We start from the raw sequence: 21,971 nt of genomic DNA on the forward strand, positions 1-21,971 counted from the left end.
TACGACGCTGGTTGCCGGATGGCTCGAAAGCGCGATCGCCAGGGGCCAATAACCCTCCCACTTGGCATGCTCTGGCCCAGCCTCTATCGGGTTAGCCAAACAGACGACCGGAGAACGGCAATGCTCAAGGCCCGCACCCTCTTCACGGCAGCCGCGATGCTGGCGACGCTTGGCGCTTGCAGCGACCCGCCGCCGCTGGATGTCGATGGCGGCTTCCTGCGCCTCAACCCCAATCCCAATGCCCCCTCGGCGGCCTATTTCACGATCCACGGCGGCGCCGATGATGTCGTGCTGCGCGACGTGCTGACCGACGAAGCCGTGCGTGTGGAAATTCACGAGAGCAGCACCAAGGACGGCGTCGCCTCCATGCGCCCAGTGAAGACTGTGGACGTGCCCGCCGGCGCGACAGTGAAGTTCGAACCGGGCGGCAAGCACCTCATGCTGTGGTCGATCAACCCGCAGGCGCTTGAGGACAAGAAGATGACGTTCACCTTCATCTTCTCCAATGGCCAGCGCATTCTCGCCGATGCCATCGTGCAACAGCCGGACGCGGAGGGCGCGATGGCCGGCATGGAAGACCATAGCGGCCACTGAGTTGGGCAGTCTATTCAGGCATAAAACATGGAGATTAACATCGCTGTTCAGGCGATGGTGGGCGCGGCAAGGATTGAACTTGCGACCCCACCCGTGTGAAGGGTGTGCTCTACCACTGAGCTACGCGCCCGGCGATCCAATCGCGGAGGCGAGCGCTTTGGCGACTGAGCGGCGGCATGTCAAGCCGCTGTATCGGCCTTCCATGCGATTCCTTGGGACCGCCAGCCGCGACACCGCACTGCCCTTCAGTGCTTGGTTTGCGTCATCCGGTCGACATAGGCGATGCCGATGGCGGATATGATGAAGAGGCCGTGGATGATCGCCTGCCACATCACGCCCTCGCTCGTCACGCGCGCGGCGGGCGTGCCGATCGCCCCGACCTCGATGAAGGTGCGCAGGAGATGGATCGAGGAAATGCCGATGATCGCCATCGCCAGCTTCACCTTGAGCACGCCGGCATTCACATGGCTGAGCCACTCCGGCTGGTCGCGATGGCCCTGCAGGCCGAGCCGGGACACGAAGGTCTCATAGCCGCCAACGATGACCATGATCAGCAGGTTGGAGATCATCACCACGTCGATCAGCCCGAGCACCATCAGCATGATCTGCTGCTCGGTAAACTCGTAGGCGTGGAGGACGAGGTGGATCAGCTCCTTGATGAACAGGAACACATAGACGCACTGCGCGACGATGAGGCCCAGATACAGCGGGAGCTGAAGCCAGCGCGACCCGAAGATCAGCAGCGGCAGCGGACGGAGCGGAGCGTTGGGATCGGCAGGTGTCATGGCGGCGCCAGATAATGGGCCGCCCAAGCCCTGTCATCCCCGATTCTGGTGGCCGCCCGGTGATCATCGCACGCTGCGCGCGCTCGACCGACCTGCTGCCGCTTGCATGGCTGGTTCCCCTCACCCATATCGCGGCGCATGGCAGACACCCAGCACAGCGCCATGCCGGTCTGGCACGGCACCACCATCCTCTCCGTCCGCGCTTCAGGAAAGGTCGTCGTCATCGGCGATGGCCAGGTCTCGATGGGGCAGACGGTCGTGAAACCCAATGCCCGCAAGGTCCGCCGCCTGCATGATGGCAGCGTGATCGGCGGCTTTGCCGGCGCCACCGCCGATGCCTTCACGCTCTTCGAGCGGCTGGAGAGCAAGCTGGAGCGCCACAACGGCCAGCTGATGCGCGCCGCCGTGGAACTGGCGAAGGACTGGCGCACGGACAAATATCTGCGCAATCTTGAGGCCATGATGATCGTGGCGGACAAGGATACGACGCTGATCCTCACCGGCAATGGCGATGTGCTGGAGCCGCTGGAAGGCATCGCCGCGATCGGATCGGGCGGCAATTACGCGCTCTCCGCCGCGCGGGCACTGCAGGATTATGAGAAGGACGCCGAGACGCTCGCCCGCAAGGCTATGAAGATCGCGGCGGAAATCTGCGTCTACACCAATGACAGCCTGACTATCGAGACTCTGGACAGCGCCACCTGACACATCATCCCGCCTCACCCCGTTCGTCTCGAGCGAAGTCGAGAGACGGACAGACCGGCCTCAACGTGTCTCGACTTCGCTCGACACGAACGGATTTCAAAGCACCCTTATGAACGACAATCTCACCCCCAAAGCCATCGTCACCGCGCTGGATGCGCACATCATCGGCCAGGCAGAGGCCAAGCGCGCTGTCGCCGTTGCCCTGCGCAATCGCTGGCGGCGGCAGAAGCTGCCCGCCGAGCTGCGCGACGAGGTGACACCCAAGAACATCCTGATGATTGGCCCCACGGGCTGCGGCAAGACCGAGATCAGCCGGCGCCTCGCCAAGCTGGCCGATGCGCCGTTCATCAAGGTGGAAGCGACCAAGTTCACCGAGGTCGGCTATGTCGGCCGCGACGTGGAGCAGATCGTGCGCGATCTGGTTGAGGAAGCCGTGCGCCTCGAACGCGAGCGTCGGCGCGAGGCCGTGCGCGGCGCGGCCAGCGAGGCGGCCATGGGCCGACTGCTCGATGCGCTCACCGGCAAGGAAGCCAGCGAGGCCACCCGCCTCTCCTTCCGCCAGCGGATCGAGAGCGACCAGATGAATGATGTCGAGGTGGAGGTCGAGGTGACCGACGCGCCCGCCGCGCCGATGGAAATCCCCGGCATGGGTGGCAATATCGGCATGATCAACCTGTCGGACATGATGTCCAAGGCGCTCGGCCAGCAGCAGAAGAAGCGTCGCAAGATGCGCGTCGCCGATGCATGGGACAAGCTGGTCGAGGAGGAGCAGGACAAGCGGCTCGATCAGGATGATGTCGCCCGCGTCGCCATCGCCTCGGCCGAGCAGAACGGCATTGTCTTCCTCGATGAGATCGACAAGATCGCGGTGAGCGATGTGCGCGGCGGATCGGTGAGCCGCGAGGGCGTGCAGCGCGATCTGCTGCCGCTGATCGAGGGCACGACGGTCGCCACCAAATATGGCCCGCTCAAGACCGACCATATCCTGTTCATCGCCTCGGGCGCCTTCCATGTCGCCAAGCCGAGCGACTTGCTGCCGGAACTGCAGGGCCGCCTGCCGATCCGCGTGGAATTGAAGGGCCTCACTGAGGAGGATTTCGTCGCGATCCTTTCCGACACCAAGGCCTCGCTGCCCGAGCAATATGCCGCGCTTCTGGCGACGGAAGGCGTAACCATCCAGCTCGCGCCGGACGGTATCCGCGCGATCGCGAAGATCGCCGCCGACGTGAACGAGCAGGTCGAGAATATCGGGGCGCGCCGGCTCCAGACGGTGATGGAGAAATTGCTGGAGGATGTGAGCTTCGAGGCGGACACCCGCGCGGGCGAGACGATCACCATCGATGCCGGCTATGTGGAACGCCAGCTTTCAGGTATCGCCAAGAACACGGACCTGAGCAAATATATCCTCTGAACCGGAGGCGTTAAGGGAGCGATTGCGCATGAGCTATGAGACAGTGCTGGTCGAGCAGCGCGGCGCCGTCACGCTGGTCACGCTCAATCGCCCCCAGGCGCTCAACGCCCTCAACAGCCAGGTGCTGGCCGATCTGATCGCGGTGTTCGAGGGCTACGATGCGGACGACGCGCAGCGCTGCCTCGTCCTCACCGGCAGCGAGAAAGCCTTCGCCGCCGGCGCGGACATCAAGGAGATGGCCGACAAGACCGGAGCGGACATGTACCGCGCCGAGATGTTCGCGCAGTGGACCAGCCGCATCGCGGCGACGCGCAAGCCGTGGATCGCGGCGGTCGCCGGCTTCGCGCTCGGCGGCGGGTGCGAACTGGCGATGATGGCGGACTTCATCATCGCGGCGGACACGGCGAAGTTCGGCCAGCCGGAAATCACTTTGGGCGTCGCGCCCGGCATGGGTGGGTCCCAGCGCCTGACCCGCGCGGTCGGCAAGGCCAAGGCGATGGACCTGTGCCTCACCGGTCGCCGCATGGATGCCGAGGAAGCCGAGCGGGCTGGCCTTGTCGCGCGCATCGTGCCGGCCGACGATCTGCTCGACGAAGCGCTCAAGGCGGCGGAGGCCGTCGCCGCCATGCCGCCGCTCGCCGTCATGGCCAACAAGGAGCTGGTCAACCTCGCCTTCGAAACCACGCTCACCCAGGGGCTGGTCAGCGAACGGCGCATCTTCCAGCTCCTCGCATCCACCGAAGACAAGGCGGAGGGCATGGCAGCCTTTGTGGAAAAACGCCGGCCGGAATGGACCGGGAGTTAAGCGCCGCCGCAAAGCGCTGCGCCGATGAGGCACGGCACAACGGGTCGCCGGAAATAATAACAACTTTAAAGATTTGGAGACGTTTCACCCTCTAGATGAAGCGCTCACGGCGAGCGGCGCGGCTTGATGAGACGAGCCCTCCGTGGTTGACCGAAATAAGATGTGAGATGTGACGGTGGGTAACATCAAAGGCCGAGGCAGCCCCCTGCGTCATCACCCCGAAGCGGTTGAAATTGACCTGATTCGTGGCCTCTTTCATGCCTTCGCGCCGGCGCTGGTCATGACGATCAGCTTTTTGTCTGCGGGGCTGGTCATCCTGAACCGCACCGGGGACAGCATCCTGCTCGTCCTGCTGATCCTGGGCGCGGTTGCGTCCGTTGCCCGCCTCGTGTCCGCGCATCTGATCGCACCGGTCATCCATGCCGAAGGGGTGACGATCGAACAGGCGAGATATCTCGAGCGGCTCTTTGCGATTCCCTATCTCTGCTTTTCCCTTGTGCTTGGCCTGTTCGGCTTTCGCCTGCTCCAGCTCCCCTCCGCGGACACCCATATGGTGGCTGCGGCCCTTTCGCTCAGCTATTGCGCCGGCGTCGCTGTCGGCATGGGATCGCGGATGTGGATCGCCGTGCCGAGCATGATCTTGGCGCTCGGGCCAGTCATCGCCGCGATGCTGCTGCAACCCGACTTTCTCTATAAGCTCAGCGGCGCCGTGATGGCGGCGATCCTGCTCAGCGGCATCCAGAGCCTGCGCGGCAAGCAGAACCGCTCGGCCGACGACATTGCGCTGCGCATCGCCTTCTCGCACCTCGCCCGCAAAGATGCGCTGACCGCCCTCCCCAACCGCATCGCGCTGCGCGAGTGGTGGGAGCAGGTGGTCGCCTCCGGGGCGGAGAACAAGCTGGTCGCGGTCCATTATCTCGACCTCAACGACTTCAAGCCCGTCAACGATCGCCATGGTCATCCGGTGGGCGATGCCCTGCTCGCCGCTGCCGGCAAGCGCATCGCCCGGACGATAAGGGACAGCGACATCGTCGCGCGGCTCGGCGGAGACGAATTTGCGGTCATCCAATATGACATCGTGAACGCCGACGACGCCGCCCAACTCGCCGCCCGCATCCGGGAGGCGATCACCCAGCCGTTCAGCATCGGCGCGCTGACCCTCAAGATTTCGACCGGCCACGGCTTCGTGGTGTCGCGCGGCCGGGACGAAGCGCTCGAAGACCTGCTCGCCCTTGCCGACAAGGCGCTCTACACCAGCAAACAGGGCGGCGAAATTTCCCAATATGAGGCCGTCGAGACAATCACCCGCCGCGTCGCCTGATCAGCACGTCCATCTCCATCCGCACCCGGTAGCCACATGGGTCAACAAGTGTGACGCGCGGGTCAAGCCAGCGGCGTTGGATTCACGCACCTTGTGCGGCATAGCCTGAAGGCGTGGTACCGCCTTGCTCATCGCGCGCAGGCGGCCGAACGTCGGGAGAGGATATGAAGACGCACGGGCTTGCTATTCTGGCCGCAACGGCGCTGCTGGGCGCCAGCGCTTGCCAGATGACGACCTCCACCACTTCGGTAGCGCCGGAAGCCGGCATCGGCCACGCGCAGATGGTAAAGGCCGACGATCAGCCCGGCCAATGGGCATCCTACAGCCGCACCTGGGACGAACAGCGCTACAGCCCGCTCGACCAGATCAATGACAGCAACGCCCATCGCCTCGGCCTCGCCTGGTTCGACGATCTCGACACCTATCGGGGCGTGCAGGCCACGCCGCTGGTGATCGAGGGCGTGCTCTACAACGAAAATATCTTCAACGTCGTCACGGCCTATAATGCCAAGACCGGCGAGAAATTGTGGGTGTACGACCCAAAGGTCGGCAAGGAATGGGCCGGCCTCGCCTGCTGCGGCCCCTCCTCGCGCGGCCTTGCCGCCTGGGGCAACAAGATCATCATCGGCGCGCTCGATGGGCGGCTGATTGCCATCGATCGCAAGACCGGGGCCGAACTCTGGTCCGCGCAGACCTTCGATCGCAAGGAGCAATATTCGATCACCGGCGCGCCGCGCGTCTATGACGGCAAGGTGATCATCGGCAATGGCGGCGCCGACTATGGCTCGCGCGGCTTCGTGGTCGCCTATGATGCCGAGACCGGCAAGCGGCTGTGGAAATTCTACATCGTCCCCGGCAACCCCGCCAGCGGCCCGGACGGGGAAGCCTCCGACAGCGCTATGAAGATCGCCGCGCCGACCTGGCACGGCAAATTCTGGGAGACCGGCGGCGGCGGCAATGCGTGGGACAGCTTCGCCTACGATCCCGAACTGAATCTCGTCTACATCGGCACCGGCAATGGCAGCCCGCAAAGCTGGCATCATCGCAGCGACAGCAAGGGCGACAATCTGTTCCTCTGCTCGATGGTGGCGGTGGATGCGACCACGGGCGCGTACAAATGGCACTACCAGATGGTGCCCGAGGAGGATTGGGATTACACCTGCACCCAGCCCATCGTGCTCGCCGACCTCAAGATCGACGGCAAGCTGCGCAAGGTCGCCATGCAGGCGCCGAAGAACGGCTTCTTCTACGTGCTGGATCGCGCGACCGGCAAACTGATCTCGGCCAAGAGCTATGTGTCGGTCAACACATGGGCCAGCCATGTCGACATGAAGACGGGGCGCCCCGTAGTACTGCCCACCGCGCATAACACGACCACGCCGCACATCATGAGCCCGAGCTGGATGGCCGCGCACACCTGGCACCCGATGAGCTACAGCCCCAAGACCGGGCTGGTCTATCTCTCGGCGCAGGAGCAGGGGTCGATCTACGCCAACCAGCCGGACGGCGCGTACCAATATGTGCGCGGGCGCAACAACACCGGCTTTGATCATGCCAACCAGCCGGAGCTGCGCAAGCAGCTGATGAACGAGATCATGGCGAGCGAGAAAGGCTATCTGCTTGCCTGGAACCCGGCAACCCAGTCCGAGGCCTGGCGCGTCCCCTATCCGCATCCGGGCTCAGGCGGCGTGCTGACCACGGCTGGTAACATCCTCGTGCAGCCGACCATCAACAAGACCGTCGCCATCTACCGGGCGGACAATGGCCGGAAGCTCTGGGAAATGAACGTCGATCAGGCCGGCGTCGCGGGCGCGATGACCTATATGATCGATGGCGAGCAATATATCGCGCTCAATGTCGGCTGGGGCGGCTCGCCGGTCTATAATCTTGCCAAGGATGGCCCCTTCCGCTTCGCCACCGCGAAGCTGCTGGTGTTCAAGCTGGACGCCAAGGGCGTGACGCTGCCGCCGATGAAGACGCAGGAAGAGACCGCCTATCTGCCCCGCCAGCGCATCCCTACCGAGGTCGCCGCGCGCGGCGCGGCTCTCTATGGCGAGACCTGCAATCGCTGCCATGGCGACAATGCCGTCGGCGGCATCAAGGATCTGCGGCGGATGAGCAAAGATGCGCATGATGGCTTTCTCGACATTGTGCTGAACGGAACCCTGCTCCACAAGGGCATGCCCAATTTCAGCGGGGTGCTGACCAAGGCGCAGACCGAAGACATCCACGGCTATCTCATCACCCGTGCTCAGGAAGACTGGTAAGGGCACGGGAACGGGCACCCCGCGCCGACGTTAGACCAATGAGAGACAACAGGCGTGGGACGAGATCATGACGAGACAAGCGAAAACCGATAAGCCGAAATCGGCAACCCCGCGCCGCGCGAGGACCAAGGCCGTGAACCCGCGTCAGCTGCCCGTGGTGGTGGAGCATGAGAAAAGCACGACGCAGGTGATTGCCGACAAGGCGGTCAAGACCGGCCGCGCGCTTGGCAAGACCAGCGTGCGCCTGGCGCAACCGATCGTCAAATCGATCAAGCATGAGGATAACCGCACGCTCGCCAAGATGGTGGTCGCAGCGGTGACGCCGCGCCTCATCAACTACGGTCTGCGCTTTGCGGTCCGCAATCCGGTGCTGACCGTCGCCGGCATCTTAGTGGCCGCGACCATCATCGGCTCGCAGGATGATGGGGCCCAAGAGGAGAGCTGAGCTCTTCTCCGACAGCGGCACAAACGCAAACGCCGGGGCAAAACCCCGGCGTTGCTGTTTATGGCTGAGGGCGTTCGGCGCGCTTAGTGCGGCCCCTTCCCGTCCGACACGCCGCCCCAATCCTCATTGGCCCGCGCGATCAGATAGCCATGGATCGCCTCGGCATCCTCGGCCGAGATGAGGTCCGCAAAGCTCGCCATCCCCTTGTCGGCATAAAGACCCTTGAGCACGATGTCGTTGAACTTCGCGTGCGTCTCGCGGGTCATCATCCGCAGATCCTTGACGCCGCCGATGGCCTGCTGACCGTGGCACACCGCGCAGGTCTCGGCGAAGAGCTGCGCCCCGCGTGCGACCTGCGCCTCGCTGGCGCGGAGCGGCGGCGGCTCCGGCGCCTTCGCGGCCGGCTGGAGCGCCGGCAACTGCGCCGTGCCGCCCAGCTTGAACACGATCAGTCGGGCCGGCGCACGTGGCATCTCGATGCCCTGCCCGCGCTCGACCATGGCGGCGCCCCCGCCCCAACCAGCGTTGACGGCGACATATTGCACGCCATCCAGCGTATAGGTGATCGGCCCGGCGACCGGCGCGCTCTGCACCGGCATTTCCCAGAGCAGCTTGCCGTTGCGGGCATCGAAGGCCGCGAAGGTCTGGCGTGTCGTGCCCTCGAAAACAAGGTCGCTGCCCGTAACCATCACGCCGCCATTGCCGTGGCGCGGCAACGGGATTTTCCAGGCCTCCTTCTGCTTCACCGGATCCCAGGCCAGGAGATAGGCCTTGTCCATGGCCACGGCCTCTTTCATCAGCTCGCCACGCTTCTTCGCCGCCTCGCCGGTATATCCACCCCAGCCCGCATTGGAGCGGAACGGCTTGGGCTGGAAATCGGGATCGAGCGCCAGCACCATGCCGGATTCGTAGAGCGGGAAATAAGCCAGCTTGGTGCGCGGACTATAGGCCATGGGGAACCAGTTATGCGCGCCGCCCGGCCCCGGCTTCACCAGAAACGGATCCTGGCCATAATGCGCATCCGGGTTCATCTTCGGGCGGCCGGTCTTGGGATCGATGCCGAGCGTCCAGTTCGCCGGCGCAATCTGGCCGGCCGAGATGAACTCGCCCGTCGCGCGGTCCAGCACGTAGAAATAGCCGTTCTTGGGCGCCTGCATCAGCACCTTGCGGTCCCGTCCGCCGATCTTCAGGTCCGCAGTGACGATGGATTGCGTGCAGGTGTAGTCCCAGTCCTCCTCGGGCACCATCTGGTAGTGCCAGGCATATTTGCCGGTCTCGACATTCACCGCGACGATGGAGCAGATAAACAGATTATCGCCCTTGCCGTTGCTGCGATAATGCCAGGAGAGCGGCGACCCGTTGCCCGTGCCGATATAGACGAGCTTGAGCGCAGGATCATAGCCGATGCTGTCCCACGCATTGGCCCCGCCGCCCAGCTTCCAATAGTCGCCGGACCATGTCTTGCGGATCATCTCCATGACATTGTCGGACGCGGCGCCATCCGGTCCCTTGGCCGGATCGCCCGGGGTCAGGTAGAATTTCCAGGCTTCCTTGCCGGTATCGGCATCATAGGCCGCGACGAAGCCGCGAATGCCCATGTCGCCGCCGCTATTGCCGACGACCACCTTGCCGTCGAACACGCGCGGTGCGCCGGTGATGGTATAGGGCATGTCCTTCGGCGTGCTCTGCACCGACCAGACCGGCTTGCCGTCCGCCGCATTGAGCGCAATCACCCGCCCGTCCAGCGTCGCGATGATGACCTTGCCCTTCCACAGCGCCAGGCCCCGCGCTACCGGCTCGCAGCACGCATAGCGCCCGAACTCGCGCTGCACCTGCGGATCATAGGTCCACAGGCGCTTGCCGGTGCGGGCATCATAGGCAATCGTGATGTTCCACGGGAGCGTGTTGTAAAGCACACCATCAGCATAAAGTGGCGTGGCCTCGACACCCCGGAAGGTATCGAGATCGTCATACCAGGCGATGCCGAGCTGGCTTACATTCTGCGCATTGATCTGGTCGAGCGGACTGTAGCGCTGGGCGCTGTAGGTGCGCCCGTCATGCAGCCAGTCCGTGCCGTCGGTCGCCTGTGCCGCCATCCGTGCGCTGTCGACCTCGGCCCGACCGCTGGCCTGCAACTGCGCCATGAACGCAACCATCAGCGCGCCCAAAACCAGCAGGACTATCCCCACCGCACCGGCGGGCCGTCTCCACATCGCCATCATTGCGTTCAGTCCTTCGGCGGCTGGCCAATCGGCTGCGATCCATCGACCCAGCGACCGACCTTGAGCGAATCCATCTGCGCCTTCGTGCCCGGCGGGCGGTGATAGGCGCCGACTTCATCCCGATCCGGTGTGAACACCTTGCCGGAGACCGGATTGGGATAATGGAATGGCACGATATAATAAGCGGGATAGGTCAGGTAGACGACCGAGGGCGGCAGGTCCGGCGGCGGATCGAACTTGTCCGGCCAGGTGTTGTTCATCGCCCATTTGCCCCAGCCTTCCCAGCTGGTGTACATGGTGAAGGGCCCGGTCAGGCGGCTGATCTTCCAGACGCCATTCTCCTTGCGATACTCATTCTCGTAGAGCGGCAGGCCCCAGCCGCCATTGCTCATCACGAAGGCGCGCGCCCGCACCCAGCCGGTCTTGCCGTCTGCGGAAATGTCCGGGATCGGCTGGAACTGCATGTGGTTGGCGAGCGCGCCTTTCTTGGTGCCGTCCGGCCCGAAGGCCTTTTGCATATATTCGAGCACCCGTGCCTTGCCGAGGAAGATGCCCTTGCCGCCAATTTCCAGCGTGGCATCCTCGGTGAACAATTCGGACAGCGGATGCCACTGGCTCTTGTCGACGAAATAGCCGTAGCTGCGCTGCAGCTTCTCGATGGCGTTGAGGTCTTCCAGTCGGGTGATGCGCTCATCCAGGGCGGCAAGGCGTTCGGCTGCGGTTTGCGCCGAGGCCTGCGCCACAGGAAGCAGAGCGGACGCGGCGATCAGGGCCGCGACGATGCGGGTCCGGTTCATCATGGTTGCCTCATTCCCTTTGCTGCGCTGCTCTCTTCGCGCTTGCCGCTCTCCATGCCGCGATCCGGGCGGCCAACGATGTCATCGCCCTCCATCGGCAGCGCCTTGAGCGACTGGCCGGTGACCGGATGATCGTAGCTGAACGCTGGGAGATAGGCGTTGGGGAACGAGCGGTAGACCTCCGTCGGCGGTTTGTCCGGCGGGAACAACGCGCTCGGCCCGTCCATCTGGATCGCATATTTGGCAAAGCCCAGATCATAATCGGTCATGGCGGTGACGTAGAAGTGCAGCGTGTCGAACTTCCACACCCCGCCTTCCTTCACATATTTATTCTCGTAGATACCAACGCCCCAACGGCCGTTCTCGCCGGGCCGGGCGAGCATCACCATGCCCTGCCAGCGCCCCGTCGCCGTGCGGCCATCCGGCGCCACCACAACAATGGGCTGTAGCATCATGTGATTGTTGAGGCTGCCTGCGCTGAGACCCTGCGGCCCGAAGAGCAGCATCGCCTGCCGGATGCGCGCCGGGCCGATGTAGACGCCGCGCTGCCCATATTCGAACTGCCCGCGCGCGGTGAACAGGTCCGCCGCCTGGTTCCACAGGCCCTTGTCGAAATAATAGCCGAACGTCGCTGTGAGGTTCTCGATAGCGAGTTGGTCCTCCAGCGCCTGCACCCGCTTCTGATAGGCGGCGACCTTGCCGCGCAGGGACGCGTCACTCTGGGCCGCGGCGGGCGCAGGCGCGGTGATGACAAGGCCGCCAATCAGTGCGGCCATGATGCTGGTGCGGGCGCTCATTGCACGGTCTCCGACACGGGCTGGCCAGTCACGGGATTGGGCGCGTGGAATGGCGGAAGCGTGCGATCCGGGAAGGCCCGCGGGCTGGTCGACGGGCGATCCGGCGGCATGGCCTTGCTGGCCGCGCTGCGCGTCAGCCCTTCGCCGGGCTTGAGCCGAGCCCAGCCCTTTTCATAAGGCGCCACGAAATTGATGTAGAGGTGCAACCGCGCGATTTTCCACACGCCGTCCTCCTTCACATATTCATTCTCGTAAATGCCGTCGCGCCACTCGGCGTGCTGCTTGTGCTGGCCGAGCATTCCGAGGTCACGCCAGCGCGCCTTGGCGCTGCGGCCATTGGGCGCGACATCCACGACCGGCTGGAGCGTCACCCACTCATTGAGCTGGCCGTAGATCAGCCCATCCTGACCGCCATGCAGGGCCTTCAGATAATCGCGGATGCGGTCCTTGCCGATATAGACGCCATCGGCGCCGATCTCGATACTGCCCTTGTCCGCAAACAGGTCGGCCGCGTCCTGCCACAGGCCCCGGTCGAGATAATAGCCAAAGGCGCGCTGCAGCTTCATCACCGCGCGCGCGCCCTCCAGTTTCTCGACGCGCGTGGTGAGCGTGTCGATCTCGCGATCGATAGCGCTCTGGGCCTGTACCGGCCCGGCCGCGACGAGCAGCGCGCCCAACCCCAGCGCCAGCCATGCCGCGCGGCTCATCGCAGTTCTCCCATCGGCACGGCCCGCAAGGCGAAGGCGCCCGGGTCCTGCCCCTTGAGAGCGGGATCGAAGAGGAAGCGGCCCTTGCTCTCCACCGCATAGGCGAAGCCATCGAAATGCGTGACGCCGGGCACGCCGTCCATGCCATCCTTGAGCAGTTTCACGGTCACATCATCTCCTTCGATGGTGAGCAGGCTGATCCGCCCTGCCGGCCCTTCGGCCTGCAGGAAGCGATTGCCCCCGACGGGCCGCAGGCCATCCGGCCCGTTGAGTGGCTGCGAGACATTGAGCTTCGTCAGGCCGGCAAAGCTGCCATCCGCTCGCAGATTGACCCGCAGCATTATGTTCTGCCGGACGTTGTTGACGTAGAGCGTGCCATCCTCGCTGAAGGCGATGCCATCGACACCGCCGAGCAGGGCCTTATCCTCGACCAGCAGCGACACCGCCTCTGCACCCGGCGCAAGCGTGAAGATGCGCCCATTGGTGGTCTCGGCGATATAAGCCGTGCCATCCTTGGCGAGCGCGATGTCATTACACGCGCTGGCCGGCGCAGGCATCTCGTAGCGCTTCTTGAGATCGCCCGATGCGAGGTCGAAGGCGACGAGCGCGGACACCGCCCCTGCCTGCCCCATCGGCACCGAGCAGGCCCAAAGTGTGTTGGTCCGCTCGTCGACGAGCACGCCCAGCACCGCCGCCAGCTTGTTCTTCTCGTCCGGACGGATCCAGGCGACGGCCTGCGTACTGCCGGGCACCGCACGGTAGATATTGCCCTTGAAGCTGCTGATGTAGAAATTGCCCTTGGAATCGACGTCGGCATTCTCGGGGAACACGCCCTTGTCCGCGACGATGATGTCCTTCGGCAGCGCCTTGGCGAACGGCGCGGGCATGAGATAGGGCACTTCGTTGGAGATCGTCTCGATCCGCGCGATGCGGCCATTGGCGATCTTGAAGATGCTCACGAAACCCACGGTGCGCGCATAATGGGCCTCAGCCGGGTAGCTCTGGCCGTCCCGTCCGGTGAACTGCATCTGCGCCCCGGAAAGGTCGCGATAGCCGATCGCGGCGACCAGCCCGCGTGCCTCGTCGATGGCCACGACCTCATGGCGCAGCGCCTCGACCTCGCCGAACAGGCCGCGCGTCAAAGGCGCCGCACAGCCGGCATCCTTTGCACTTTTGGCGGCCAGCAGCCCGGTCACCGGCACGCCATTCTCGATGGTCGTGCAGCCCTTGTCGAAGCTGACTGCCGGCCTTTCCCCATTCGCAGCGACAGCGGAGAAGTAAGCATCGACCAGCGCCGTCATCTGACCGCGCGGCAGGCGTGCCTTCGGGCTGAGGCTGCTCGTCAGGCTCTTGGCCGGCGCGTAGGTAACCGGATCACCGAAGGGCTGGCGCCCCTGCTTGCGACGAATGACGGATTGCACGGCGGCGATCCTGCCCCCCTCCGTCGCCATGTCCATGGCGTAGAAGCCGGGCTGGCCATGATCCTCGACAGAGCCGAACCAGACCACGCGGCCCGTCTGGCTGTCCGTCACCACCAGCGGCGCATCATCGACCGCCTTGATCGTGACCCAGGAGCTTTCGCCGATGCGCACCGGCACGCTGTTCTCGGCGTAGAGCACCGGGTCGGCCCATGCCACGCCGACCGGATCGGCCTTGGCCATCGCGCTCATAAAGCTGCCCGCGAGCTGGCTGAGGCAGGCGGAGTCGCAAGGCGCAGAAGATTGTGCCGTGGTCTGCGCCATGGCCGGCGCGGTGACGAGCGCGCAGAGCGCGGCTGCGGTGAGAAACGCGCGCCTCATTCGCCCTGCTCCCCATGCTCGCGGCCGGTCGCCCAGGGATTGTGCATGAAATAGGGCACATAGGTGAACACGGCCTCGATCTCCTGAATCGCACCGTCTCTCACGCGGAAGGCTTCCAGCAGCGTGATCGAGTTCGGCCATTTGAGCGCGGTCTTCATCTCGCGCCCGTCGGTCAGCTTGTAGCGGTCCACCTCATTGTCATGATCGAAGAAGCCGGAGGCAATGACGACGCCGCGCTCCTCGTCGACCAGCGGGAAGCGCCGCTCGCGGATGCGCTTGTTGATGTAGTAGATGCCGAGCTTGAACTGTTCGAGGCAGCCCGAGGCCAGCGAAGCCGCATTGCCGTTCGCACCCGGCTCGGCGGAAACGCCCTTGCCCGGCGCGGTCGTGCTGATGCCGTTCTCCAGCCGCCCGCAATCCTCGGTGAACGGCGCAAAGACGGTGCCGTCATTGCGCTCGACGGTGTTGAAATAACTCTGCGCCACCGCAATCAGCCGCGCCCGCGAGACGCGCTGATCGGGCGGCAGAACCTCGTTGAAGGCAGGGTGATGCGCGACCTTGTCCGGATCGCCGAAGGGCGCCGGCAGGCCGGTGCGGCGATGCACGACCGTCTCGATCTGGTCGATCTTGTCATTCTGCACGCGCATCCGCATCGCATAATAAGCCGGCTCGCCATGCTCCCACACGACGCCGAACCAGGCGACCTGCCCGGTGAGCGGATCGGCGGCTTCGAGGCCCGTCGGCGCGACCTTGCTGATCGAGCGCCACAGGCCCTTGCCGATCGGGATGACGACATTGTTCTCGGTAAACTGCACGTCCGCCGCGAGCTTGAGGGACGAGGGGTCCTTCTTCGCCAGCGCCGCCATGTAATCGCGCGCATAGCCGATCAGACAGTCGCGGTTGCACGTCGGAATATTGACCGCACTGCGCTCGCCAAAGGCCTGCGCCATGACTGGTGTCGCCGTCGTTGCCAGAAGCGTGGCGCCTGCCGCGGCCATCAGCCGCGTGTGCCAGCGGTGAACCCTGTTGCTCACAAATTTCCCCTCCTGTCGCCTTCCGCCCAGCGATGCCTGCACTGATCGCTTGTTACGGAGCGGGGCCACCATAAGGGGCGTTTCGCGCGCTTGTCACGCGCCGAAGGTTGGAAAAGCCGCGGATTTCCAGATCAGCCCGGCGAATGTCCGGCTCGATCAAGGTCGCCCTGAGAGGCCGGCGTCGACAGCGCGTCCGGCGACGGCCTTCCTGCCGGCTAGGCGAGCTCTCACGTGCAGATGGTCGCAGTGAGTACCGGTATGCCGGTATACAAGATGCTGACCAGACCGGTAACGGCGCTGGCAAAGGCAAGCCAGGCGAGCAGGTCCATGCGACCGGTGCGGGGCCGAAAGACCCAGCATAGCCATGCTGCCGCGCCGACTGAAACCAGGTAGATGACGACCAGCACCACCCGCGCAGCGCTCACGCTAGCGAGTCGGGCATCGTCCCAGCCCCAGGCGCAGGCGAGGCCCTGCACGGCATATAGCAGCGCAAATGCCGCCGCCCAGGCGATCAGCCCTGCCATCGCTCGGAACAACGCGGTCATGCCAGCAATCCGGGAAGATGGGTGCACATGAGCGTGACGGCGCAGACGACAATGGCATAATCCGCCCAGAGCCGCGCGATCCTGGGCTCGGCGCCATGGGTGGCGGCCACATATCCTGCCCGACGCCGTTGCCAGACGAACAGGCCGATCAGCAGAGCGAGTGCCCCATGCAGCATGGCATAGCCGAGCAGTACGGCCACCACCGCCCCATAAGCATGCAGCGTGGGCTCGGGGGCCAGCAGCCAGGCGGTCACGATCAACGCAGCCAGCAACGTCGCCAGTCCACCCCCGGCAATGGCAACATGGCGCAGGCGGCGGCCGAACAGCGTGGCCATCCCCGCCCCCACGATCCCCGCCAGAAAAATCGGGAGGGAAGGCAGGACGAGCGCCGGCGGGGGCCAGTTCGGGGCGATGATCCAGAGAAAGGCATGGCCGAAAAGGAGCGCGCCGAAGAAGGTGCCATTGGCGAACAGCAGGAACACGCTGCCCCACCAGCCGGGCGATCCGCCTATCTCGGCATGGGGCGGCGCCTCGACCCCATGTCCGATGGGCAGCGCGCCGCGAACCTGCTTATCGCCAAGGAGCCACGCCCAGCGCCAGCCAAGCGCCGCCAGCAGGATGAGCGGCACCGGCGTCAAGATGTAGAGCTTGAACAGCATCAGCAGGAAGAAGCTGCCGGTGACCATCGCCGTCCACAAAGGCAGCGTCGTGTTGCCCGGCAGGACGACGATGTGCTCCACCCGCCCGCTTGCCGTGTCGACGGCCAGCGTCTCGCGCCAACCATGGCGCGGCTCAGCGAGATAGCCCTCCCCGCGCGCCAGCGAAAGCGCAAGGTCGGGCGCCTTTTCGAGCGGCTCGCGGTCATCGACCTGTGGCAGGCTCGCGATGTTGTAGGATGGCGGCGGCAGCATCATCGCCCATTCCAGCGTGCCCGCATTCCACGGGTTGCGGCGGGTGCGCGGCGCGTGGAAAATCTGCAGCGCAATGTCGATGACGAACAGGGCCACGCCGGTCGCCATCACAAAGCCGCCGACCGACGAGAGCAGATTATAGCCTGTCCAGCCGAGCCCCTCGGGATAGCTGTCGATGCGGCGGGGCTGGCCGAGCAGGCCGACCAGATGCATCAGGAAAAAGGTCAGGTGAAAGCCAGTGAAGATCAGCCAGAAGGCCGCCTTGCCGAGCGTGTAGCTATACTGCCGCCCCGTAAAATGCCCGAGCCAGTAATAGGCCGCCGCCAGCATCGGGAAGACGAAACCGCCGAACAGCACATAATGGAGATGCGCGGTGACGAAGGCGCTGTCATGCGCCTGCCAGTTGAACGGGACCATGGCGACCATCACGCCGGTCAACCCGCCCATCACGAAGGTGACAAAGAAGCCGATCAGGTACAGCATCGGTAGCTTCATTTGCGGCCGGCCGGCCCATAGCGTGCCCAGCCAGGCAAAGATCTGCACCCCGGTCGGCACCGCCACCAGCGTCGAGGCGGCGGAGAAGAAAGCCAGCGCCATATGCGGGATGCCGACGGTGAACATGTGGTGGACCCACAGCCCGAAACTCAGGAAGCCGAGCGCGAGGATCGCCGCCACGATCCAGCCATATCCAAGGATGCGGGTCCGCGCCATGACCGGCAGGATGGTCGAGATCGCGCCGGCGGCCGGCAGGAAGATGATGTAGACCTCCGGGTGGCCGAACAGCCAGAAGAGGTGCTGCCACAGCAGGGAGTCCCCGCCCCGCGCCGCATCGAAGAACGGCCAGCCGAACGCGCGTTCCAGTTCAAGCAGGATGGAGCCGAGGATGAGCGGCGGGAAGCCGATCAGCATCATCAGCGCCGTCACCAGCATGTACCAGGCGAATAGCGGCATCCGATCCAACGACATGCCCGGCGCCCGCAATTTGAGGATCGAGACGACGATGTCGACCGCCGTCACCATTGCGGAAATCTCCACAAAGGTGATGCCGAGCAGCCAGAAATCGGAATTGATCCCCGGCGAATAGGGTTTGGAGGAGAGCGGCGTGTACATGAACCAGCCGGCATCGGGCGCGATGCCCAGCAGCATCGCCACGATCAGCATCGTGCCGCCGAACAGATAGCACCACCAGCCATAGGCCGTGATACGCGGGAAGGCGAGATCACGCGCGCCCAGCATCTTGGGGAGCATGTACATCGCGAACCCTTCGAACATCGGGATCGCGAACAGGAACATCATGATGCTGCCATGCATCGTGAACAGCTGGTTGTAGATATCCGGCCCGACAAAGGCGCTGCCCGGCGTCGCCAGCTGGGCGCGGATCAGCATCGCCAGCAGGCCGCCGATCAGGAAGAAGATGAAGGCGGTCACCATCAACCGCACGCCGATCACGCTATGATTGACCGTCGAGATGGTGCCCCGCCAGCCGCGCGGCGTTCCCCAGATGCGCTCTAGGGCACGATGAAGCTGGAGCGCCTTCACTGCCCCTCCCCCGCCACAAAGCGCGCCCAACCCGCTGGGTCATGCGCGACGACGCGGAAGGCGTGACCCGTGTGCCCCGGGCCGCAAAACTCGGCGCACAGGCCATGATAGACGCCCGGCACGTTGGCCTCGATGCGCAGGACATTGCGATGGCCGGGAATGGCGTCCATCTTGCCCGCGAGGCGCGGCACCCAGAAAGCGTGAATGACGTCGAGCGTCCGCAGTTCGATATCCACCGGTCGGCCGGCGGGAATGTTGAGCACATCCTGCGTGACGACACCGCCGGTGCGGCCGGGCTGCGTGAAGGTCCACTGCCACCGGCTCGCTTCGGCAACGACGCGCAGGGCCTGCGCATCGTTGCGCGGCACCAGCCGCTCGCCGATGACCAGACCATAAGCCAGCAGCGCGACGAGAACGACGGACGGGAAGATGAGCCCGCCGCCGATGATCCACCGCTTGGTCGAGGTCGGGCGCTCCAGTGAGCCGCGTCGAAAGGCGAGCGCCAGCAGCGCGCAGACCAGCACAAGGATCGCCACCGCCCCGGCCAGCATGACCCACCACAAGGACGCGATAGCATCCGCCGCCGGCCCTGCGGGCTCTAGCGTCGAGTAGCGGCCGGCACAGCCGCTGGAGAAAAACGCCGCGCCGGGCATTATGACCCGAGAGCGCAGACAGCGTAAAGGACGGCCATGCCCAGCACCGAACAGCGCGAGGATGCGCTGACCGACCCGATCAGCGCGAACCCCTCGTTCGATGACGCGGAATCGAAAATCGCGGTGTCCGGTCACCCCGTTCACGCCATGCTGGTCTCGTTCCCGATCGGCCTTGCGGCCTGCGCGCTCGGCGCCGATCTCTTCTACTGGTGGACCGGAGACGGCTTCTGGGCGCGCGCGGCGCTGTGGAGCACCGGCATGGCCTTTCTGATGGGCCTGCTCGCCGGCCTTTCCGGAACGGTCGAGCTGCTTAGCGTGCCGGGTATTCGCGCTCGTGCGGCAAGCTGGACGCACTTCATCGTCGCGATCACCTTGCTGTCCGTCCTCGGCGCCAATTGGGGCTATCGGCTGTCCGGCTATGAATCCGCCGTGCTCCCTTATGGCCTGCTGCTCTCCGTGCTGTCGGCCATTTTCGTGGCCTTTGCCGGGTGGCATGGCGGCAAGCTGGTGTTTGACTATCAAATCGGCACCTCGTCGACCGGCAATTGACGGCCGCGCGGCGTCGTCAGCCAATCCGGCATGGTCAGGTCGATAGAAGGCTTGCTCAGCACGATCGCAAAGATCGCCGCGCACAGAAGGAGGGCGAGCAGCACGAGCGGCAGGATCGGCGAGGGCTGACGCTGATTGCCATGCTCGCCCATCCGCACGACGAGATTGCCGATCCAGGCGTGCAGCCCGACCAGCAGCCCCACGAACAGCAGCTTGGCGAACATCCACGGCACGAACACTTCGCGCAGGAACAGCAGCGCCGTGCCGGCCGCAACCGCGACCACCGCAGCCGGCGTCAGCAAATGGGTATAGCCATAATGGGAGAACCGGCGGATGCGCTGATAAGCCTGCTGCCCCTGCCCGCGCTCATGCTGCGCCAACAGCAGCGGCAAGGCGATCAGGCCGGCGGCCCACAACAGGATCGCGGCGATGTGCAATCCCTTGATGAGCGGAATCCATGCTGTCACGCGGGTGCCCACCGCCAGCCATCGCTCCAGGCGCGCCGCGCGATCAATCCGGCGATCACGGCATAAGGCAGCATCGCCGGCACCCACATGATCAACCCGGCAAGCTGCTGATCGTGCAAGGGATCGATCCCATAGGCCAGGGGCGCGATGCGATGATGGGGATAGAGCACGCCGGGCGCGAAGGTGATCAGGGCGCCCAGCAGGCCCATCTGCCCGACCCCGGCGGCAAGCGTGACCATCGCAGCCGGCCATGCCGCGCGCGCCGAAAGTATCGCGTGCCAGAACCAGATGGCGGTGCCGAGCAGGGAAATCTGCATCAGCCAGTACAGACCATGATGATTGAGCGCCGCCGTGTAGAAAGCGGGGATGTGCCAAAGCCAGAGCGTGCCCGTGGATACGGCGAAGGGCAGCGCCGCGCTGCCGGAGCGCCCGCGCGGCAGAAGAAGCGCAAAGACCGGCGCCGCGCCGGCAACCAGCAGAACGTGGTGCACGGTTCTCGCGGAGAACAATGCGCTTGCGAGCGCACAGAGCGGCGACACGAAGGCGATCAGCATGATGCCGCAACCGGCGGCGACGAGTCCGGGCCGCTGTCGCCCGACGGTCGCGAGCAGCAGGATCGTCCCGCCCAGCATGGCGGCCAACAACCAGGGGTCGAAATTCCAGCTAAGGAGCAGCAGGCTCGGGTCCGGTGGTGCGCCACAATAAGGGATATTCGTGACGATTATACTTCCCCGAAAAGGTCCCAGGAGGAGTTGAGCAGCATCCCCGCCGCCACATGCCAGACCAATTGAACCAACGCCGCCAATCCGTGAGGGTTCCCGCCCGCTGGAGCTGGCAGCACACTTGCGAGAAAAGGTTCCCAGGCTAACACTGGCGGCGTCACCCGGTACATCTGCATCTCGGAGGATTTATGGACATTTCTGAAGCCGGCGGTCGCACCATTGCGGCCGACATCGAAACCGCCTTCAACAGTACGGACCTGGCCCTGCTCGATCTGGCGCGGCTGACGACAAGTATCCTCGAAACCAAACGTACCACGGTGATTGAGCCGGCGCGCTTTCAAAAGCTGTTGGATGATATGTCTGCCGCTCTATCAAATCTCGTCGAGGGACGTCGCAAGATGGTCGCGGTGCACAGAGCGCTCGTCTTGATCAAACGTGAAAGTAACCTGGCTGAGGTCGACTTCGGATGTTTCGGTATTGCTAACAGAGCAGCCGGCAAGCAGCCGGTCGATTCTGAGCGAAGTTGATACCGTTCAAGCCCGACCTTTCGCGACCGTAACTTGGCTGCTCATGCGTTTCCCCAGCCGCAGTGTCAGGCGCCGAGTCGCGTCGTTCACAAATTGACGCTATGACGAGCCTATGCCATAGGCGTCGCCGCCGCCGCGGTTGCCAAAACGATGCAACAGGGGCGGCCTGATCAGCGCGAAACGCCTGATTAGCGGGTGTAGCTCAATGGTAGAGCAGCAGCTTCCCAAGCTGACGACGGGGGTTCGATTCCCCTCACCCGCTCCAGCTTCCAACTCCCACCAGCATTAACCCACCGAACCGGTTGGATTTTCCCGCTCGCCCGATGCATTTGGGGGTAGCCGCTCCACGGCGCTTGATCCACGCTACGG

22 protein-coding genes and 2 tRNA genes are annotated in these 21,971 nt (G+C 64.6%); 10 read left to right on the forward strand and 14 right to left on the reverse strand.

Annotated features, from left to right (window positions below; all coding sequences use genetic code 11):
* The first annotated feature begins 120 nt into the window (after positions 1-120).
* Complete coding sequence (locus tag M2333_RS08665; RefSeq protein WP_264584595.1) at positions 121-594, forward strand: copper chaperone PCu(A)C; 474 nt, start codon at positions 121-123, stop codon at positions 592-594.
* A gap of 55 nt (positions 595-649) precedes the next feature.
* Here the strand turns inward: M2333_RS08665 and M2333_RS08670 are convergent.
* Positions 650-724: transfer RNA gene (locus M2333_RS08670), tRNA-Val, on the reverse strand.
* A 115-nt stretch (positions 725-839) separates the two neighbouring features.
* On the reverse strand, positions 840-1,379 hold the full coding sequence (locus tag M2333_RS08675) for a TIGR00645 family protein (RefSeq protein WP_264611481.1): 540 nt from the start codon (positions 1,377-1,379) through the stop codon (positions 840-842).
* 162 nt (positions 1,380-1,541) lie between these two features.
* Here M2333_RS08675 and hslV point away from each other — a divergent pair, with 162 nt between their 5' ends.
* From hslV to M2333_RS08690, 3 genes are all read left to right on the forward strand, one after another.
* Entirely contained in the window at positions 1,542-2,084 is a 543-nt protein-coding gene (gene hslV, locus M2333_RS08680) for an ATP-dependent protease subunit HslV (protein ID WP_264612599.1), read from the forward strand.
* A 109-nt stretch (positions 2,085-2,193) separates the two neighbouring features.
* Positions 2,194-3,495 (forward strand): ATP-dependent protease ATPase subunit HslU, encoded by a 1,302-nt coding sequence (hslU, locus tag M2333_RS08685; protein ID WP_264569771.1) that lies wholly within the window; start codon positions 2,194-2,196, stop codon positions 3,493-3,495.
* A 28-nt stretch (positions 3,496-3,523) separates the two neighbouring features.
* A complete protein-coding gene (locus M2333_RS08690; protein WP_264611482.1) occupies positions 3,524-4,300 on the forward strand; it encodes an enoyl-CoA hydratase-related protein in 777 nt (258 codons plus the stop codon).
* A gap of 91 nt (positions 4,301-4,391) precedes the next feature.
* Here M2333_RS08690 and M2333_RS08695 read toward each other — a convergent pair whose 3' ends face one another.
* Positions 4,392-4,559, reverse strand: coding sequence for a hypothetical protein (locus M2333_RS08695; protein ID WP_264606306.1), 168 nt, complete (start codon positions 4,557-4,559; stop codon positions 4,392-4,394).
* A gap of 21 nt (positions 4,560-4,580) precedes the next feature.
* On the opposite strand from M2333_RS08695, the gene M2333_RS08700 reads away from it, so the two are divergent.
* From M2333_RS08700 to M2333_RS08710, 3 genes are all read left to right on the forward strand, one after another.
* On the forward strand, positions 4,581-5,621 hold the full coding sequence (locus M2333_RS08700; protein ID WP_181559047.1) for a sensor domain-containing diguanylate cyclase: 1,041 nt from the start codon (positions 4,581-4,583) through the stop codon (positions 5,619-5,621).
* Positions 5,622-5,785: 164 nt separating this feature from the next.
* The gene (locus tag M2333_RS08705) at positions 5,786-7,888 is read left to right on the forward strand and encodes a PQQ-dependent dehydrogenase, methanol/ethanol family (RefSeq protein WP_264605577.1); all 2,103 of its coding nucleotides are present in this window, start codon (positions 5,786-5,788) and stop codon (positions 7,886-7,888) included.
* A 133-nt stretch (positions 7,889-8,021) separates the two neighbouring features.
* Positions 8,022-8,333 carry a hypothetical protein gene (locus M2333_RS08710; RefSeq protein ID WP_181559045.1) on the forward strand — a complete coding sequence of 104 codons (312 nt, stop codon included), beginning with the start codon at positions 8,022-8,024 and terminating at the stop codon, positions 8,331-8,333.
* Between the two features lie 83 nt (positions 8,334-8,416).
* On the opposite strand, the gene M2333_RS08715 is transcribed toward M2333_RS08710, so the two are convergent.
* The 9 genes from M2333_RS08715 to coxB all read right to left on the reverse strand — a co-directional run bounded on the left by M2333_RS08715 (position 8,417) and on the right by coxB (position 19,337).
* Positions 8,417-10,552, reverse strand: coding sequence for a PQQ-dependent dehydrogenase, methanol/ethanol family (locus M2333_RS08715; RefSeq protein WP_264611483.1), 2,136 nt, complete (start codon positions 10,550-10,552; stop codon positions 8,417-8,419).
* Positions 10,553-10,560: 8 nt separating this feature from the next.
* Positions 10,561-11,355 (reverse strand): nuclear transport factor 2 family protein, encoded by a 795-nt coding sequence (locus M2333_RS08720; RefSeq protein WP_264611484.1) that lies wholly within the window; start codon positions 11,353-11,355, stop codon positions 10,561-10,563.
* Positions 11,352-12,149, reverse strand: coding sequence for a nuclear transport factor 2 family protein (locus tag M2333_RS08725; protein ID WP_264576273.1), 798 nt, complete (start codon positions 12,147-12,149; stop codon positions 11,352-11,354). Before M2333_RS08725 ends, M2333_RS08720 begins: the two co-directional genes overlap by 4 nt.
* Complete coding sequence (locus M2333_RS08730; RefSeq protein WP_264611485.1) at positions 12,146-12,856, reverse strand: nuclear transport factor 2 family protein; 711 nt, start codon at positions 12,854-12,856, stop codon at positions 12,146-12,148. Before M2333_RS08730 ends, M2333_RS08725 begins: the two co-directional genes overlap by 4 nt.
* Entirely contained in the window at positions 12,853-14,655 is a 1,803-nt protein-coding gene (locus tag M2333_RS08735; RefSeq protein ID WP_264611486.1) for an SMP-30/gluconolactonase/LRE family protein, read from the reverse strand. Before M2333_RS08735 ends, M2333_RS08730 begins: the two co-directional genes overlap by 4 nt.
* Positions 14,652-15,689, reverse strand: a complete 1,038-nt coding sequence (locus tag M2333_RS08740) for a hypothetical protein (protein WP_264611487.1) — start codon at positions 15,687-15,689, stop codon at positions 14,652-14,654. Before M2333_RS08740 ends, M2333_RS08735 begins: the two co-directional genes overlap by 4 nt.
* Positions 15,690-15,916: 227 nt before the next feature.
* Positions 15,917-16,234, reverse strand: coding sequence for a hypothetical protein (locus M2333_RS08745; protein WP_181559039.1), 318 nt, complete (start codon positions 16,232-16,234; stop codon positions 15,917-15,919).
* A complete protein-coding gene (gene ctaD / locus M2333_RS08750; protein ID WP_264611488.1) occupies positions 16,231-18,684 on the reverse strand; it encodes a cytochrome c oxidase subunit I in 2,454 nt (817 codons plus the stop codon). Before ctaD ends, M2333_RS08745 begins: the two co-directional genes overlap by 4 nt.
* The gene (gene coxB, locus M2333_RS08755) at positions 18,681-19,337 is read right to left on the reverse strand and encodes a cytochrome c oxidase subunit II (RefSeq protein ID WP_264611489.1); all 657 of its coding nucleotides are present in this window, start codon (positions 19,335-19,337) and stop codon (positions 18,681-18,683) included. Before coxB ends, ctaD begins: the two co-directional genes overlap by 4 nt.
* A gap of 36 nt (positions 19,338-19,373) precedes the next feature.
* Here coxB and M2333_RS08760 point away from each other — a divergent pair, with 36 nt between their 5' ends.
* A complete protein-coding gene (locus tag M2333_RS08760; protein WP_220128507.1) occupies positions 19,374-19,886 on the forward strand; it encodes a DUF2231 domain-containing protein in 513 nt (170 codons plus the stop codon).
* Here the strand turns inward: M2333_RS08760 and M2333_RS08765 are convergent.
* Both M2333_RS08765 and M2333_RS08770 read right to left on the reverse strand, forming a co-directional pair.
* Positions 19,856-20,353: a CopD family protein gene (locus M2333_RS08765; protein ID WP_264611490.1), complete on the reverse strand. Its 498-nt coding sequence runs from the start codon at positions 20,351-20,353 to the stop codon at positions 19,856-19,858. The genes M2333_RS08760 and M2333_RS08765 overlap by 31 nt on opposite strands.
* Positions 20,350-20,997, reverse strand: coding sequence for a cytochrome c oxidase assembly protein (locus M2333_RS08770; RefSeq protein ID WP_264611491.1), 648 nt, complete (start codon positions 20,995-20,997; stop codon positions 20,350-20,352). The genes M2333_RS08765 and M2333_RS08770 overlap by 4 nt, the downstream gene beginning before the upstream one ends.
* A 266-nt stretch (positions 20,998-21,263) precedes the next feature.
* Here M2333_RS08770 and M2333_RS08775 point away from each other — a divergent pair, with 266 nt between their 5' ends.
* Together M2333_RS08775 and M2333_RS08780 are read left to right on the forward strand one after the other, a co-directional pair.
* The gene (locus M2333_RS08775) at positions 21,264-21,602 is read left to right on the forward strand and encodes a hypothetical protein (RefSeq protein ID WP_264584577.1); all 339 of its coding nucleotides are present in this window, start codon (positions 21,264-21,266) and stop codon (positions 21,600-21,602) included.
* A 191-nt stretch (positions 21,603-21,793) separates the two neighbouring features.
* A tRNA-Gly gene (locus M2333_RS08780) sits at positions 21,794-21,867 on the forward strand.
* Positions 21,868-21,971 lie beyond the last annotated feature (104 nt).

The organism is Sphingobium sp. B11D3B (assembly GCF_025961735.1).
Classification (GTDB): Bacteria; Pseudomonadota; Alphaproteobacteria; order Sphingomonadales; family Sphingomonadaceae; genus Sphingobium.